Annotated in this window: 12 protein-coding genes; 5 read left to right on the forward strand and 7 right to left on the reverse strand. The window is 72.3% G+C overall.

Translation table 11 applies throughout. From position 1 onward, the window contains the following. Window positions 1-23: 23 nt before the first annotated feature. The 3 genes from MFF54_RS00270 to MFF54_RS00280 all read right to left on the reverse strand — a co-directional run bounded on the left by MFF54_RS00270 (window position 24) and on the right by MFF54_RS00280 (window position 8,081). Window positions 24-5,321: an alpha-2-macroglobulin family protein gene (locus MFF54_RS00270; protein ID WP_238300365.1), complete on the reverse strand. Its 5,298-nt coding sequence runs from the start codon at window positions 5,319-5,321 to the stop codon at window positions 24-26. Window positions 5,322-5,562: 241 nt separating this feature from the next. Further along, window positions 5,563-6,930: an ATP-binding response regulator gene (locus tag MFF54_RS00275; RefSeq protein ID WP_238300367.1), complete on the reverse strand. Its 1,368-nt coding sequence runs from the start codon at window positions 6,928-6,930 to the stop codon at window positions 5,563-5,565. Then, on the reverse strand, window positions 6,927-8,081 hold the full coding sequence (locus MFF54_RS00280; RefSeq protein ID WP_238300369.1) for an FIST N-terminal domain-containing protein: 1,155 nt from the start codon (window positions 8,079-8,081) through the stop codon (window positions 6,927-6,929). The genes MFF54_RS00275 and MFF54_RS00280 overlap by 4 nt, the downstream gene beginning before the upstream one ends. A 240-nt stretch (window positions 8,082-8,321) precedes the next feature. On the opposite strand from MFF54_RS00280, the gene MFF54_RS00285 reads away from it, so the two are divergent. From MFF54_RS00285 to MFF54_RS00295, 3 genes are all read left to right on the forward strand, one after another. Next, window positions 8,322-8,981 (forward strand): response regulator, encoded by a 660-nt coding sequence (locus MFF54_RS00285; protein ID WP_238300371.1) that lies wholly within the window; start codon window positions 8,322-8,324, stop codon window positions 8,979-8,981. Window positions 8,982-9,308: 327 nt separating this feature from the next. Then, the gene (locus tag MFF54_RS00290) at window positions 9,309-9,980 is read left to right on the forward strand and encodes a transglutaminase-like cysteine peptidase (protein ID WP_238300373.1); all 672 of its coding nucleotides are present in this window, start codon (window positions 9,309-9,311) and stop codon (window positions 9,978-9,980) included. Window positions 9,981-10,075: 95 nt separating this feature from the next. Beyond that, window positions 10,076-10,387 (forward strand): hypothetical protein, encoded by a 312-nt coding sequence (locus MFF54_RS00295; RefSeq protein ID WP_238300374.1) that lies wholly within the window; start codon window positions 10,076-10,078, stop codon window positions 10,385-10,387. A 67-nt stretch (window positions 10,388-10,454) separates the two neighbouring features. On the opposite strand, the gene MFF54_RS00300 is transcribed toward MFF54_RS00295, so the two are convergent. From MFF54_RS00300 to MFF54_RS00315, 4 genes are all read right to left on the reverse strand, one after another. Then, on the reverse strand, window positions 10,455-10,988 hold the full coding sequence (locus MFF54_RS00300) for a Ros/MucR family transcriptional regulator (RefSeq protein ID WP_238300376.1): 534 nt from the start codon (window positions 10,986-10,988) through the stop codon (window positions 10,455-10,457). Between the two features lie 500 nt (window positions 10,989-11,488). Continuing rightward, window positions 11,489-12,772, reverse strand: coding sequence for an ABC transporter permease (locus tag MFF54_RS00305; RefSeq protein ID WP_370880157.1), 1,284 nt, complete (start codon window positions 12,770-12,772; stop codon window positions 11,489-11,491). A 27-nt stretch (window positions 12,773-12,799) separates the two neighbouring features. Beyond that, entirely contained in the window at window positions 12,800-13,300 is a 501-nt protein-coding gene (locus MFF54_RS00310) for a DUF4112 domain-containing protein (protein ID WP_238300378.1), read from the reverse strand. A gap of 114 nt (window positions 13,301-13,414) precedes the next feature. Next, window positions 13,415-14,581, reverse strand: a complete 1,167-nt coding sequence (locus MFF54_RS00315; protein ID WP_238300379.1) for an aminotransferase — start codon at window positions 14,579-14,581, stop codon at window positions 13,415-13,417. 336 nt (window positions 14,582-14,917) lie between these two features. Here MFF54_RS00315 and MFF54_RS00320 point away from each other — a divergent pair, with 336 nt between their 5' ends. Further along, a complete protein-coding gene (locus MFF54_RS00320) occupies window positions 14,918-15,091 on the forward strand; it encodes a hypothetical protein (RefSeq protein ID WP_238300381.1) in 174 nt (57 codons plus the stop codon). Between the two features lie 124 nt (window positions 15,092-15,215). After that, entirely contained in the window at window positions 15,216-16,580 is a 1,365-nt protein-coding gene (locus tag MFF54_RS00325; RefSeq protein ID WP_238300383.1) for an MdtA/MuxA family multidrug efflux RND transporter periplasmic adaptor subunit, read from the forward strand. Window positions 16,581-16,762: the final 182 nt, after the last annotated feature.

Consider the following 16,762-nt stretch of genomic DNA (forward strand, 5'->3'; position numbering starts at 1 on the left):
GTCCTCCCTCGCCTCCCCCTGCCCTACTTCGCGGCCCCGACCTCGACCGTGCCGAAACCGGTGCGGCCGTAGCGGTCGGGGCGGTACATGTCCTCCACCAGCGCGCCCGGATGCAGGTAGCGCCCCGGCGAGACCGCGCGCACCGTGTAGGCCACGGTGAAGAAGGCGGATTGCTCCGGCGTGCGGTCGTAGGCCGCCACGAAGCGGTCGTCGCGGAACTCGGTGTGGACCGGCGCGACGTCACTCTTCGCGAAGCTGAGGCCGGTGAGCGCGTCGGCGTCGAGGAGCTTCGGGTTGTCGATCTCCAGCCCGGCGGGCAGGCGGTCGACCAGCAGCAGGCGGGCGGCGCTGGCCTTGGCCTCCGTCACCTTCAGCACAACGACGAGCCGGTCGTTCTGGCGGATGCCGCGGGCCGGATCGACCACCGAGCCGTCGAGGCGGTGGTAGGTCCGCTCCACGCTGTAGCCGCGCGACTCGGCGGGCTCGGGCGCCAGCGGGTTGCCGTTGATGCCGAGGGCCACCTGAACGGGGGCTTGTCCGGTGTTCACCACGCTGACCGGGCGCGCCTCCAGGGCCGCCCCGCGGAAGCTGCGGGCGAGTGGCCCGGTCTGGGCCGCGCCGTCGACCGTGAAGGACAGGGCCTCCGCCTCCTTCGTGAGGCCGGCGGCGGCCAGCACCATCCAGGCATTCTCCTGCGTGCTGGTGGTGCGCCCCTGCGCCCGCTCCTCACTGATCACCGCGGCGACGGGGGGAAGCGCGTCGCGGGCTAGGCCGGTCTCGGCCGCCAGCGTGATCAGCCCCGCCCCGTCGCGCAGGCGCGAGCCGTAATCGGCCCGGTAGTCCCGCCCGTCGCGGGCCGCGCGCAGCGCGCCGAGCGCCGAGTCGAGCGCCTTGCCGGCCCGCGTCCGGTCGCCCAGCAGCGCCAGCGCGGCGGCGATCTGGGCGCGGCCCAAGGGCGTCGCGAACTCACCGATCTTGGTGTCGGCGAGGTAGCGCAGGTCGCCCATCACAGGGCGGCCGTTGCGGGCCAGCACGTAGGCCGCGTAGGCGAGGTCGGCGCCGCCGTCGCGCACCTCCGTGGTGTTGGCGACCGCGTTGCGCAGGCGATCGAGCGCCAGGGTGAAGGCCGTCTGCGGCACCGCGAAGCCGCGCTCGCGGGCCCGGGTCAGGAAGTCGGTGACGTAGGCGTCGAGCCAGAGGTCGTTCGACCCCTGCGCCGACCAGAGGCCGAAGCTGCCGCTCGAATCCTGGCGGGCCAGCACCCGGTCGATCGCGTCGCGCACCCGCTCGTCCAGCGTGTCGTCGAGCGCCAGCTTGTCGAGGGCCGCGAGCTTGTTGACGTAGAGGAGCGGCATCGCCCGGCTGACCACCTGCTCGGAGCAGCCGTAGGGGTAGCGGTCGAGCGCCTGGAGGAGCGCCGGGACGTCGAGGCCCGGCAGTGCGGACGCCGCGACCGAGACCGTGCCGGTGCCGGGCAGGATGTCGGCGAGCAGGTCCGGCGAGAGAGTGAGAGCGGCGCCCGGCGCCAGATTCTGCACGCTCCGGCGCAGCATCGGCCCGGTGCCGGGGCCGACGTTGAGCGCGAAGCTCTGGCCGACGCCGCCGGGCAGGCCCGGCCCCGAGAGCGTGAGGTCGAGGCGCGCCAGGCCGGGGCCGGCCGCGGTGAGCGGCAGGACGAGCTGGCCCTTGGCGCCGGCCTCCAGGCGCAGCGCGCTGTGCACCGCCTCGGCGCCAACGAGGACCGGGCCGGCGAGGTCGAGATCGACCGTGTAGTCGCCGCCCGCGCCCTCGACATTGTCCAAAGCCACGAAGATGCGCGAGCGGTCGCCGACGTTGAGGAAGCGCGGCAGGGTGCCGGTGAGCACCACGGGGTCGCGCACGATCACGTCGGCCTGGGCCTGGCCGGTGCGGCCGGCGCTCCAGGCGGTCACCATCACGCGGGCGGTGCCGTTGAAGGCGGGCACGGGCAAGGTCACCCGGGCGGTGCCGTCCGCCCCCACCGCGACGACGCCCGAATAGAGCGCCAGCGGCGCCTGGGTCGGGGGCGCGTCGGCGAGTTCCCCGCCGGCCCCGTCGCCGCCGGAGCGGATCGCGCCCTGCGTGCCCTGCATCCCGTCGATCAGGTAGCCGTAGACGTCGCGGATCTCGGGGCCCAGCGCCTTCTGGCCGAAGAAGTGGCGCGTCGGGTCCGGCGCCTCGTAGCGGGTGAGGTTGAGGATGCCGACATCGACCATCGCGACGGTGATGCGCGCCGCCTCGCCGGCCTTCAGCCCGGCGAGCCGCACCGGCAGGGTGAGGTCCTGCCGCGGCCGGATCTTTTGCGGGGCGTCGAGGGAGACGTCGAGCGCGCGCGCGGCCCGGTCGACCGAGAACCAGGCCAGCCCGAGCGCCCGGCCCGGCAGGCGCTTGGCGGCCTGATCGAGCGGCCGGTAGGCGGTGGCGACCAGATAGGCACCCGAGCCCCAGGCCGCCTTCACCGGAATTTCGACGGTGGTGCCGCCCTCCGGCACCGCGACGTCCAGGACCTCCTGCACCCGGTCGCCGACGACCGCCAGCGTCGCCCGGCCGCGGAACCGCGGGTTCAGGCGGGCCCGCAGGGTGTCGCCAGCAGCGTAGGCGCCCTTATCGATGGTGAGGTCGAGGAGGTCCGGCACGTCCGCGGTCTCGGAGCCGCTCCAGCCGACCTGGAAAGTGACGCTCGCCGTCGCCCCCGGCCGGCCGACCACGCTCGCCTCCAGCCGGTAGGTGCCGAAGCCGACGGGCGCCGAGACCTTCGCGGGTTCGTCGGCCCTGAGGTTCAGGGTCCCGTTCGCGAGGCGGCGCACCTGCTTCACCGGCTCGAAGGACCAGCGCCCGTCCGCCCGGTACCATTGATAGGTCCGGTCGATCCGCGACAGGGTCCAGGCGACGCCGTCCTGCGCGAGGCGCCGCCCGTCGGGGGCCGCCATCACCACGTCGAAGGTGGCGGGCGTGCCCTCGGCCAGTTCCCGGAATCCCTTGCGGATCGCCAGCACCGGCTCGGGCGGCAGGATCGGCAGGGTGAGGCTGCGCGAGAGCGCCCGGCCGCCGGGCTCGCCGACCGCCAGCGTCACCTTCGCCTCCAGCGGGCGCGGGCTCGCCGCCGCCGGGATCGGCACCGTCAGGCTCGTGCGGCCGGCCGCGTCCGTTGTGGCGCGCGCCTCGATCTCCTGGCTCACCGCCTCGAAGGGCTCGTCGTCGAGGCCGACCGAGAAGCCGTCGAGGCCCGGGATGCCGCTGCCCTGCGCCGCCAGCACCGCGACGCTGCCCGAGACCTCCAGTCCCGCGCCCGGGGCGCCGTAGAGGTAGCGCGCCGCGACCGCGATCTCGGCGGGCTCGTCGCGCCGGAGGGCGGGGTGCGCCGGCTTCAGATCGACTTCGAGGCGCTCGGGGACGTAATCCTCCAAGAGGAAGCTCGCCTCGCCGACCGCCGGCGCCTTCGGGTCGGTGTAGGCCGCGATGCGCCACGTGCCGTGCTGGGCGCCCGAGAGCAGCGGCAGGGACAGTGCCCGGCCGCCGAGCCCCTGGTCGGCCACCTGGACTCGGCGGTACTCGACGCCGTCCGGCCGCTTGACCACGAGGGTCAGCGGCAGGTTCGGGATCGCGGCGCCCTGCGCGTCGCGCAAGAGCGCGGTGATCTGCACCGTCTCGCCCGAGCGGTAGACCCCGCGCTCCGGGAAGACGTAGGCCTCGACGGCCCCCGCATCGGCGCGGCCCTTCACGCCGCGGTCGGTGAGGTCGAAGGCCGAGAGGTTGAGGTCGAGGAAGCCGTAATCGTCGCCGACCTGAGCCACCACGAGGCCCGGCGCGATCCCGCCCTCCCCACGGGCGAGGCCCGGATCGAAGGCGGCGTAGCCGCGCCGGTCGGTGCGCCGGGTCGCCAGCACCTCGTTGTTGCGGGCAATGAGCCGGATCTCGGCGTCCGCCACCGCATCCGCCGAGGCCAGCGAGCGCAGGAAGACGTGGACGCCGTCGCGGCCCTTAAAGGCGGTGAGCCCCAGATCCGAGACCACGAACCACTGGGTGGCGCGCTGCTCGTAGTCCCCGTCCTCGGTGCCCGTGCCGGCGGGCCGCGCCTGCATGATGTAGAGGCCGGGCTCCAGCCGGCCGACCGCTTGGAGCACCGGGAAGGCGGTCACCGCCTCCTGGTTCAGCTCGGCCTTCGCCGTCTCCAATTCACCCTTCCAGACGCGGATGCCCTTCTGCTCGGCGATGGCCTGGGCGCTGGCACCGCTGAGCTGGCTCAGGAACTCCTCGGAGCGGAGCGCGGGCAAGAGGCCGCGGTCGCCGATGCGCAGGACCTCGACCTCAAGCTTCGGCGCGTTGACCGAGAGCAGCGGCACGCCGGCCTGGCCGGTGCGCGGCAGGACGTAGTTGCGACCGGTGAAGCGCGCCTGGGGGGCACGGTCGCGCACGTAGATCTCGTAATCGGCGGCCTTCAAGAGGCTCTCGCCGACCGCGGAGGGCAGGCCCTGGCGCAGCACGATGCTGTAGCGGCTGCCGTGCTTCAGCCCGTCGACGCAGACCTGCTGCGCTTCAGCCGTCACAGCGGCGTTCGCCGCGCCGGCCACGGCGACGAAGGGCGCGAAGTCGGTCTTGGGCGCGAGCGCCTCCGAGAAGGTGAAGCAGGCGCGGGGCGCGGCGGCGTCCGAATCGACCTTGTAGTCGAGGATGCGGAAGCCGTGCTCGGCCCGCACTTCCTCGTAGGTCTCGCGCACATTGGCTTGGTCGTCGAGCGCGAGGCTCGCCCGGTAGGCCTCGAGCGCCGGCCGCCAGGCGGATTGCCGTCCCTGCGCCTCGCCCAGGAAGGCCAGCGCCCGCGCCTCCGCCTGCGGCGTGCCCGCGCGCAGATAGGCCGTGTAGGCGGCCGCCAGCGCGGCCTGCCGGCGGCGGTAGCGCTCGCTGTAGGGGCCGGCCTGCTCGTCGTTGCCGAGAGCGTCCGCGGCCCGGGCGTAGGCGAGCCAGCTCTGCGGGTCGGCGGGCTCGGCCACGAGGGCGGCGGCCAGCAGCGGCAGCGCCTGGGCCGGGCGGCCCGCCTGCACGAAGGCCTCGCCGTCCCGCCGGGCCTGGGCGGGATTGCGCCCGCCGCCCCGGGCCTCGGCCGCGAGGGCGGCCTCCAGGCGCACGCCGGCGCTGGCCAGATCCTCGCGCACGAAGCTCTTCTTCGGGGCGGGCTTCGCCGTGAGGCGGGCCGCCGGTGCGGGTGGGGTCTGGGCCGAGGCCGGTGTGGGGACGGGGGCCGCCAGAGCGAGGGCGCCCACGAGCAGGGCCCATCGGCGCCGGAGCCTCGACGAACGCGCCATGACCTGCTCCGCGGCTGTTCTGCGTCACCCGCGCCGCGCCCGAATCCCGGCGGCGCGCGCCGGACCGTAGCATTTTGCCGCGCGCCCGCAATCGCCGCACCGGTCCGGGCGTCCCATCGCGCATCCATGGCGGGAGCCGACAGCCCGCGACCGCGCCGCCTCTGCCTATGGGAGAGGGGATCCGCGTCTCCTTCGGGCTGCGGCGCGCCGGTCGCTCAGGAACCGCCTCACGCCAGCATGCTCACGCCAGCATGTAGGTGAGCAGCGAGCGCAGCTGCGCCGGCTTCACCGGCTTGCGCATCAGCTCGATGCCGAGGAGGTCCGTCCGCGCCTCGATCTCCGGCGCGTAATCGGCGGTCGTCAGGATCACCGGTAGCGGAGCGGGGCAGACGGCGCGCAGATAGGTGGCCACGTCGAGGCCGCAGGCGCCGTCGTCGAGGTGGTAGTCGAGGACGAGGATGTCGGGCTCGCGCAGGCCCGCCGCAAGCGCCGCCCGCACCTCGCCGAGGTCGCGGAAGGCTGAGACCTCGGCGTCCCAGTTTTGCAGGAGGCGGCGCATCGCCTCGGCCGTGGAGGCGTCGTTCTCGACGATGAGGACATGCGCACCCGACAGGCGCGTCGCCACGGGCGCGGGCGCGGGCCTCGGCTCGACCGGCGCTTCGCTCAGCGGCAGGGTCAGCGAGACCCTGGTGCCGTGGCCGGGCCGCGAGGCGAGGTCGAGCGGGTGGTCGAGGGCCGCCGCCATGCGGCGCACGATCGAGAGGCCGAGGCCGAGGCCCGGCTCGCCCGGTCCCTCCGGGCCGCTCCCCTTGCCGCCGCCGCGGTAGAACTCGTCGAAGACGAGGGTCCGCTCCTCCGCGCCGATGCCGCAGCCGGTGTCGATCACGTCGATGCGGATCGCGCCGCCGCGGGGCCGGGCGACCAGCAGCACGCCGCCGGAGGCGGTGTAGCGCACCGCGTTCGAGACGAGGTTCTGCAGGATGCGGCGCAGGAGCACGCCGTCGCTCGCCACCGTGACGTCCGGACAGCGCACCGCGAGCCGCAGGCCCTTGCGCTCGGCGAACGGGCGGAAGCTCTCGGCGAGTTCCGCCAGAAGGTCGGGCAGGGCGAGCGCCCGCACCTCCGGCCGGACGATGCCGGCGTCGAGCTTCGAGATGTCGAGGAGCGTCTTGATCAGGTCCTCGATGGTCTGAAGGCCGCGCTCGACCTGGCCCGCGATGGCACCGGCCTCGGGCGCGAGCGGCAGGTCGGCCAGCGCCGAGAGCGAGAGCCGGGCGGCGTTGAGCGGCTGGAGCAGGTCGTGGCTGGCGGCCGCGAGGAAGCGCGTCTTCGAGCGGTTGGCGGTCTCGGCCTCCTCCTTGGCGGCCACCAGCGCGGCGTTCGAATTCTCGAGGTCCCGCATCAGCCCGGTCAGCGCCTCGGTGCGGCTGCGGACCCGGCCCTCCAGGGTGATGGCCGTCTGGAACAGCGCGTAGGCGCCACCCTGCTGGTCGGTCGAGCGCTCGACATAGGCCATCAGCGCGGCGTTGATGCGCTCGAGCTTCGCAACGCGGCGGCGCAGATCCGCCTCGGTCTCGGGCTCCCGGACCGGCTCGACATGCGCGTTCATTGGGCCCGCTTGCCGATGGCGATGCCGGTGAAGGTCTGGTTGAGGTGCATCGCCCGGTACTGCTCGCCGTAAGTCTCGAATCCGACCACGTTGAAGCGGCGATAGAGGTCGGCGATGCCCTGGCGCACCTGCCGGCTCTCGGCATCGAGCCGGCGCAGCACGCACTCGAAGCCGATGATCAGGTCGATGCCGCCGAGCGCGGCGTCGAGCCGGGTCAGCTCGTCCCGCGTCGTCGCGACGATGTCGCGCGGCTCGGCCAGCGTCAGCACCACGCCCTCGTCGATGGCGCAGAAGAAGCTCAACGAGCCGTCCGGGTTGAGGCGCCGGATCGAGCGGCAGAAATACTCGCCGCCGACCTTCACGGCGAGCGGGTAGGCGGCGAAGCTCATCGGCGAGAGCCCCTCTGGGTCGAGCCCGACCGCCATGGCGTATTCCCGCGCGGCGGGCTCGGCATTGAGCTCGTGCACGATGCGCCGCTCGCCGTCCGAGGCGGTGACGACGAACTTCTTCTCGGTTGGCTCGAAATTGTCGCTCTTGAAGATCTGAACCGGAAAGTCGGTCTCGACCAGGATCAGCGCCGCCGCCCGGCGGTGGATGCGCCCGCCGTGCAGCACCACCGCGTCGCGGAAGGTGAGGTCGTCGCCCGCCGAGCCGCCGACGAGCGGGATGCCGTCGAGCGCCCAGGCGATGCCGGAGACCACCGTCTCCTCGGCGTTGGCGAGGCCGTCGATCAGCGAGAGGGCGAAGCAGCGCTCGGGCACCGTCTCGCCGCGCGGGTTGAGGCTGCGGCGCAGCGCCCGGACGGTCGAGGCCGTACGCTCGACGTCGAGATCGTCAATCCCGTCGAGAAGCGTCGAGACGATGCGGAAGCCCTGGACCGGGAAGGCGATCGCCACGAGGCCGCGGTCGAGCCCGCCCTCGGGGCAGATGTTGCCGGAGGTGGTGCAGCCGGCGATCGCGACACCCGGCAGCGCAGCCTCGAGCGCGCGCAGCAGGGTCTCGGGATCGTAATCGGGCGAGAAGAACAGGACGATCTGGGCCAGCCCGCCATCCATACCTGGACCGACAGCGCGCGCGATCTCGGCAGCGGCCGCCACGGGCGATGCCGCCCCGGTCCAGGCGGTCCTGATACCGCACAGATGCGCGCGCATCCGCGTACCCTGCCCCACGTCTCCACCCCCGTCCGGTCACTGCGGCGGGCATGTCCTGCCCGTTCTCGCAGCAAGAGTATGTCGCGCGCGATCGATGCGTGCAACGGCGCGGATCCCGGCGGTCCGCTCTCCACCCAATGGCCAATCCGGCCGCCATTGTCCGGCCCCCGCGCATCATGGACAATGGCGCCCGGTCGATCCCCCTCACCCGGGACGGCCGAGCGCGGTGGGAGCGCGCCCATGCAGCTGTTGATCGTCGACGACCATCCCCTGTTCCGCGACGCGCTGGCCGGCGCCATCCGGCTCGCCTATCCGGACGCCGTCCTGCACGAGGCCGACGGGATCGCGGCGGCGGCCGCGCGCCTCGCCGAGGACCGCGGCATCGACCTCGTCCTGCTCGACCTCTCGATGCAGGGGATCAGCGGCTTCGACGGGCTCGTCACACTGCGCACCCGCTTTCCCCGCGTGCCGATCCTGATCGTCTCGGGCCACGAGGATCCGCGCATCATGCGCGAGGCGCTTCAGCACGGCGCCGCCGGCTACGTGCCGAAGGCGGTCGACAAGGCGACGCTGACGCGCGCCATCAGCGACGTGCTGAGCGGCGCGCTGGTGATCCCGCCGGGGCTCGCCGAGGCGCCGGCCGCGGGGCCGAAATCACGCAAGGCGCCGCTCCCCGAGCGCATCGCCCGCCTGACGCCGCAGCAATTGCGGGTGCTGATGATGATCCGCCAGGGCAAGCTCAACAAGCAGATCGCGCACGAGCTGCAGGTGGGCGACTCCACCGTGAAGGCCCACGTCTCCGAGATCCTGCGCAAGCTCGAGGTGATCAGCCGCACGCAGATCGTGATCGACACGGCCGCGCTCGACTTCGAGCAGATCCACAACGCGCCGGCGGTTTAGGACGCCGCGTTCGGCGCCCGGCCGCGCGGAGCGAGGCCCTCGGTCTCGCTCCGGTGGCCGCCGGGCGGCCCGCCGACTCCGCTCGCACATTACCGCTCGCCGAAACGGCACCGGTCCCGGCCATCGACCGCAGTACCCGGGAACGTCGCCCGCGCCCGCGCTCTCGCGCGCCTTCGAAGGTCCGGCACAGCTCCCGGTCGGGTCCGGGCAGGCTCTTCCGCTCCGACTTGCCCACAGTGTTAACCTTTTGTTAAGGCGCCGATTGCCGCGCGGCCGGACCCGTGCGAGCTTTCGTTAACGAGAGCTTAACGGGTTGGATCAAAAGCCATGCGGTTCCCGGTTTCGAAGCGGCGGGATGTGGCGACGGCCCGGGGGCGCGGCAGCCGCGCGGGCTTCCTGGCAGCGGGCCTCGCCCTGGCTCTCGCGGCTGCGGCACCCGCCGACGCCCAGACCTTCGCGGCGCTGCCGAGCGTGGCGAGCGTGGCCCAGCCGACCGGCGCGGCCAAGCCGATCGCGGCGTGGGTGACGTTCTGCCAGGGCTACGCGGCGGAGTGCGCGGTGGACCGGGCCGAGCCGGCGCGGATCAGCCTGACGCCGGCTCTGTGGTCGACGATCGTCGCGGTCAACAAGCGCGTGAACAAGAGCGTGCAGGCGATGACCGACCAGGACCATCTCGGCACGCCCGACCGCTGGGACCTCGCCGAGGACGGCATCGGCGATTGCGAGGACTTCCAGCTCCTCAAGCGCCACCTGCTGGCCGCCGCCGGCCTGCCCAAGCGCGCCATGCGCATGACGGTGGTGATCGACGAGAAGGGCGAGGGCCACGCCGTGCTCACCCTGATCACCGATCGCGGCGACCTCGTGCTCGACAACAAGACCAGCCAGATCCTGCCCTGGCACCGCACCGGCTACGTCTTCGTCAAGCGCGAGAGCCAGGAGGCTACCGCCTGGGTCTCCCTCGGCGGCGTCTCCTCGCCCGTCACCACGGCCAACCGCTGATCCCCGATCCGGGACGGGTCCGGACGGGCGAGGGTTAGCGGGATCTTAAGGCTTCGCGCGCGAAACTGCCGCTTAACCTGAGCGGCGTCTTCACCATGATCCGACATATCAGCCTCGCCGGATCCCTCCTGCTCCTTCTCGCGGGCGCAGCGCAGGCGGGTGAGGCCGGCGGGCACTACGCGTCCTGGCGCGGCTGCCTCGACCGGAACTTCGCCCTGCAGGCTACCCTCACGAGCCCCGTGCTCGCCGCGGACGCGGCCCTGCGGATCTGCCGGGAGACGGAGACCGCCTACCTGGCGGCGCTGGCGGCCTCGCCGATGCTGGACGCCGAGGAGGCGGACCAGGCGCGCCCGGCGCTGGTGGCGCGGGCGCGTGGCTGGCTTCTCGGCCGACGCGCCTCCTTGTGAGGCGGCGGGCGCGCGGAGCCGAACGGTCGGCCCGCGCGACAGACATCTCAGGACGCTTCCAGGCGCCTCAAGCCGCCTCGGTCGCCTTGCGCGTCCGGCCCTTGGCGCCGGTCGTGCCCTTGCGGCGGCCGCGAGCGGGCTCCGGCTCAGGGGTCGGCTCGGGCTCCGGCTCGGGAGCCGTGGCGGCGCGGCCCGGCTGGCCGAGCCCGAGGCTCTTGGCGAGCGCGGAGCGCTGGGCCGAGTAGTTCGCCGAGGTGGTCGGGTAATCCGCCGGCAGGCCGTAGCGCTCGCGGTAGCTCTGCGGGTCGAGGCCGTGCTTGGTCAGGTGGCGCTTGAGGGTCTTGTAGGACTTGCCGTCGATGAAGCTGACCAGTCCGTCCGGGCGGATCGACTTACGGATCTGGGCGGGGCTCGGCTTCTCGACAGCCTCGACCTCCGGCTTGGAGGTTCCAGCCGCGACCCCGTGCAGGGCTTCGTGCACGCTGGCGATGAGGGCCGGCAGTTCTGTCGTGGGGATCGAGTTGTTCGAGACATAGGCCGCGACGACGTCGACGGTACGCTCGATGTAGCTGGGTTGCGATAGTGCTGCGGTTTCCGACATTCGTGCGTCCCTCGTGCAATAACCCTTGATGCAGGGCACCCCCAGCAACCCGAGTTATGTTAATTGCCTCGGAAAGCAAGGATCAAATGACATTTCCTTGTGATTAGACCCGATATCACCGAACAACGTGCCGGCCGAGCTTCGATCGGGTGGCATCAGTTGGTATCGGGGATGCCCATTCCAGCCGTCTCATCGAGGTGAATGTTAACCGCGCACGGGGGCCCTGCTTTTCGTGCGCCGGGAGATTGTTAAGCCTTTGCTTCGGCTCGCTCTTATAACGGATGCGACCGCATCCGCGCGGTCTGTGCGGGCAAAGACGGGCGCACTCCCGGATCCCGCATCGCTTCGTCCGGCGCATTGCTGTCGAAGCGGCAACCCCGCGCGGCGGAACTGCGCGCACGCCGCGCGCGATCCGGATCATCCCGAAGAGGTGGCGCGGCCGGGACGGCCACGGCCGCCCGGGAGCCGGCTATCAGGAAAGGATCTTCAGGAGACAGTCTTCAGGAGAAGGTCTTGCGCGGATCGAAGGCGTCGCGCACCGCCTCGCCCGCGAAGACGAGCAGGCTCAGCATCGCGGCGATGACGAAGAAGGCGGTCAGCCCCAGCCAGAGGGCATTGAGGTTGTCCTTGCCCTGCGCCAGCAGCTCGCCGAGCGAGGGGGAGCCCGGCGGCAGGCCGAAGCCCAGGAAATCGAGCGAGGTCAGCGTGGTGATCGAGCCGTTCAGGATGAAGGGCAGGAAGGTCAGCGTCGCCACCATGGCGTTCGGCAGCAGGTGAACCGTCATGATCCGCAGGTTCGAGAGGCCGAGCGCCCGGGCGGCGCGCACGTACTCGAAATTGCGCGCCCGCAGGAACTCGGCCCGGACGACGCTGACGAGCGCCACCCAAGAGAACAGCAGCATGATGCCGAGCAGAACGAAGAAGCCCGGCGCGATGAAGGCCGAGATGATGATGATCAGGTAGAGGGTCGGGATCCCGCCCCAGATCTCGATGAAGCGCTGGAAGCTCAAGTCCACCCAGCCACCGAAATAACCCTGCACCGCGCCCGCGATCACGCCGATGACCGAGGAGACGGCGGCCAGGATCAGCCCGAACAGCACCGAGATGCGGAAGCCGTAGATCACCCGCGCCAGCACGTCGCGGGTGGTGTTGTCGGTGCCGAGCCAGTGCCAGGGGATGTCGCGGCAGGTGCTGCCGCCGCGCGCCTCCGCGGCGGCCTTGCATTGCGCATCCGTCAGCATCCAGGTCGGGGGCGACGGGGACGGCGTCGGCAGGTCGTTGTTGATCGTGTTGTAGGAGAACGGGATCGGCGGCCAGAGCGCCCAGCCGTTCTCGGCGATCTCCCGGGCGATCTCGGGCGAGCGGTAGTCGGTCTGCGCCAGGAAGCCGCCGAACTTCTCCTCCGGATAGTCGACGAAGACGGGCGTCAGCCACTCGCCCTTGTAGGAGACGAGGATCGGCCGGTCGTTGGCGATGAATTCGGCGAACAGGCTGACGACGAAGAGCGCCGTGAAGATCAGGAAGGACCAGTAGCCGAGCCGGTTGCCGCGGAAGTTGCGCAGTCGCCGCCGGTTGAGCGGCGAGAGGAAGCCGTGCCGGGCGGGGGCGGCGGGCGGCTCGGCGGGCGGGCCGTCCAGCAGCTCGTCCAAGGGCTCGTCACCCCCCGGCCGCAGAACGGGGGCCTGCGCGCCCGGCATCGGGGCGGCGACCGGAGCGGTGACCGGGACGGCGAGCGCCCCGGCCTCGGCGGGACGGGCGGGGTCGGGCCGGGTGTGTTCGTTCAACGGCTCCGCCCCTCCTTCACGGAGGGCTCAGCCGTCGAGCCGGACGGCCGTGCCCTCGATCTCGTTCGGGCGCAGTTTGCCGCTGCGCTCCAGCCAGCGGCGCAGCAGGCGCACGTTGCGCCGGTTGGCCTTGAAGGCCGCGTCGAACAGGTCGCCGGCCAGCGGCACCACGCCGATCGCGCCGTCGAAGGCGACGTTCAGCGCCATGCGGCCGATCAGCCAGCGCGGAGCGCCGAGACGCTTCGCCTCGTAGACGATGTAGGACGAGATCACCATGCCGGCGATGTCGCCGATCACCGGCACGAGGCCGATCACCGCCTCCAGGCCGACCCGCCGGTTGAGGCCGGGGATCAGGAAGGCCGAGTCGAGGAGGTGCGCCAAGGCTTCCAGCCGGACAAGGCTCGCCTCGGGCGAGGCGTCGGCGAGCGAGAGCCGGCCGGCCGCCTGCCGGAAGGCGCCCTGGAACGCCTCCTGGCGGAGGTCGGGCTGCGGCCGTCCGGTCCGGGATCGGGCCTCGGTGAAGTCCATCGGGGTCATCCGGGTTGCGCTCATGACCCAGGATGTGGCCCCGGCCCCGCGGTGCCGCAAGGATGCGACCGCTCGGGCTAGGGTCTCGCATCCAGGGATGCGGAGCTCCGCCCCTCAGGCGGCGCTCGCCAGGGCTCCAGCCATCCGCTCCAGCGCCGCGTCGAGGGTGGCGTCGGACTTGGCGAAGCACAGGCGCACGAGGCTGCGCACCGACCCGTCCGGGTAGAAGGCGCTCACGGGGATCGCCGCCACGCCGTGCCGCCGCACCAGATCCTCGCAGAAGGCGACGTCGTTGGTGTGGCCCAGCGCGCCGATATCGACGTTGAGGAACCACGTCGCCCCCGCCGGCAGCACGGGGTAGCCGAGCGCGGCGAGGCCCGCGGCCAGCCGGTCACGGGAGCGCGCGTAGCCGGCACGCATGGTGCGGAAGTAGCCGTCCTCCTTGGCGAGCCCGTGCGCCACCGCCTCCTGCAGGTTCGGCGGCGTGGTGAAGGTGAGGAACTGGTGCGCCTTGGCCAGCACCCGCATCAGGGCGGCGTCGGCCATCACGAAGCCGACCTTCCAGCCGGTGAGCGAGAAGATCTTGCCGGCCGAGCCGATCTTCACCGTGCGCGCCCGCATGCCCGGCAGGCCCATCAGGGGCACGTGCGCGGCGCCGTCGAAGACCACGTGCTCCCAGACCTCGTCGCAGATCGCCGTGACGTCGTAGCGGCGGCAGAACCCGGCGAGCCGTTCGAGATCGTCCCGCCCGAACAGCGTGGCGCTCGGGTTGAGCGGGTTGTTGAGGATCACGACCCGGGTGCGCTCGGAGAAGACCGCGTCGAGCGCGTCCTCGGCGAGGCGGAAGTCCGGCGGCTGCAGGTTCACGATCCGCGGAACGCCGCCCGCGCGCCGCACCAGCGGCAGGTAGGCGTCGTACATGGGTGCGAACAGCACCACCTCGTCGCCGGGCTGGACCAGCGCGAGCAGCGCCCCGGCCAGCGCCTCGGTGGCACCCGAGGTCACCATCACCTCGGAGACCGGATCGAGCTCGAGCCCCTGGTGGCGGGCGTAGTGTGCCGCGACCGCCTCGCGGAGGGCGGGCAGCCCCATCATCGGCGGGTACTGGTTGTAGCCCTCGACGAGCGCCCGCGCGGCGACGGCGCGGATGTCGTCCGGGCCCGGATCGTCCGGGAAGCCCTGCCCGAGATTGATCGCCCCATGCGCCCGGGCAAGCGCCGACATGGTCTCGAACACCGTGGTCGGCAGGTCTGCGAAGACCGGATTGACGGGGCGGCTCATGGGGACGCGGCTCGTGAGCAGGGCGCGGCGGGCGATCTCGCCCTTACCACGGGTGCGCGGGAGCCGGGAAACGCAACGCCCACGTGCGCCACCGCACGTTGCACCGTCCACGCCCGGCCGGGCGCGCTGACGATTGTTGACTTTCATCAGTCGTGAGCCGATTGTCCTGACACACGGCTGGGGCGGCGCTTCGCGGGGCGGGACTTTGCCCCCTCGTCCAGCCTCGTTGAAGCGCCGCTCCGGTCGTGGATAGGGCCGCCAATCCGTTGGCGGCCCTTTTCGCGTCCGCGGTCGATCCGGGCTACAAGCCCCGGGACACGATCGAAGCGGACCCCGATGCGGACCTGCCTGCTCCTCGCCCTCGCGACCGGCCTGCTGGGTCTCGCCTTGCGGCACGCTCTGCCGGTGATTCCGGCCGACGCCGCCTTCCGCGCGGTGGTGCGCTACTACGGCGCGGACCGGCCGGCGGGCGAATCCGGCAATATGCGCGAAACGTCGGCGCCGTACTGACACCGTATTGGTCCGGCATCGCGCGTTTCGCGCCCATATGCGCAGGATGATGGGCCGGCCGCCGCGCGCGGGACGGGGGAGAGCGGCCGGGGCGGGCCGCGGGATGTAAGAGTTCTCACAGGGCATGAACGAGAGTTCACCGATCCGCACCGACCGGGCGCGGGCCTTCCAGCCGGAGACGCCCTCGGCCCCCACGCGGCGGCGCTTCCGCCCGCTGCGCTGGATGCTGCTCGTCCTGGCCCTGCTGGGGCTCGGCGCGGTCGGGCACCGCTGGTACGAGGCGCGGCAGTCCAAGCCCGAGGGCGAGGTCGCGGCCACCTCCGGCCGTGGCGGGCGCGGGGGGCGCGGCCCCCACGACATGCCGCAGGCCGTCGGCATCGCCGCGGTGACGACCGGCGACGTCCCGGTGGTGCTCCAGGGCCTCGGCACGGTGACGCCCTTGGCCACCGTGACCATGCGCTCGCAGATCAGCGGCTACCTCACCGAGATCGGTTTTCGCGAAGGCCAGATGGTCAAGCGGGGCGACTATCTCGCGCAGATCGATTCGCGCCCCTACGAGGCCCTGCTCGCCCAGTACCAGGGCCAGCTCGCCCGCGACCAGGCGCTGCTGCAGAACTCGCGGCTCGACCTGGAGCGCTTCCGGCGCCTCTCGCAGCAGGACTCGATTTCGAAGCAGAACGTCGACACGCAAGGGGCGCTGGTGAAGCAGAACGAGGGCACGGTCGCGGCTGACCAGGCGCTCGTCGATCAGCAGCGGCTCAACATCACCTACACCCGCATCGTCTCGCCGGTGGACGGGCGCGTCGGCCTGCGCCAGGTCGATGTCGGCAACTACGTCACGGCCGGCAACACCGCGATCGTGGTGGTGACGCAGCTCCACCCGATCTCGGTGGTGTTCACCCTGCCCGAGGACGACGTCGCGCGGGTGATGCGGCAGGTGCGGGCCGGCGCCAAGCTGACTGTCCGGGCCTACGACCGGGGCGACGCCCACGAGATCGCCACCGGCCGCCTCGACACGGTCGACAACCAGATCGACACCACGACCGGCACCGTGAAGCTGCGCGCCCTGTTCCAGAACGACGACGAGGCCCTGTTCCCGAACCAGTTCGTCAACGCCAAGCTGACCGTCGAGACGGTGAAGGACGCCCCCCTGGTGCCGAACGCCGCGCTCCTCCAGGGCACGCCCGGCACCTACGTCTACCTGATGGACGGGGACAGCAAGGTCACGGTCCGGCCGATCAAGACCGGCGAGACCGACGGCACCCGCACCGTGGTTCTGTCCGGCCTGAAGCCCGGCGACCGGGTGGTCACGGACGGCACCGACCGCCTGCGCGAGGGCGCGCCCGTGCGGGTGACGAGCGGCGCGACGGCGCAGGGGGGACCGTCCGGAGAGGCGGGTCACGCGGCCGAGGCGGCGCCGGCCCAGACGCCCACCGCGGGCCCGAGCGAGGGCGGGGAGCGCCGGGGCCGTCGGCGGCAGGCGCAGTGATTCCGATGGGACGCGCGCTCACCGCCGACGCCCCCTCCCCCCTCTGCGGGGGAGGGTGGCCCCTGCGTGAGCAGGGGTCGGTCGGGACGAAGTCCCGCAGAGAGGGGAGCCCGGCTTCCGGTATGGGCACGGCCTTCATGCAGGGCAGAACCACATCCTGCACCGTCGCTCCCCTCTCCCCC

Origin of the sequence: Methylobacterium gregans, from assembly GCF_022179245.1 — a bacterium.
In the GTDB taxonomy this organism is placed as follows: domain Bacteria; phylum Pseudomonadota; class Alphaproteobacteria; order Rhizobiales; family Beijerinckiaceae; genus Methylobacterium; species Methylobacterium gregans.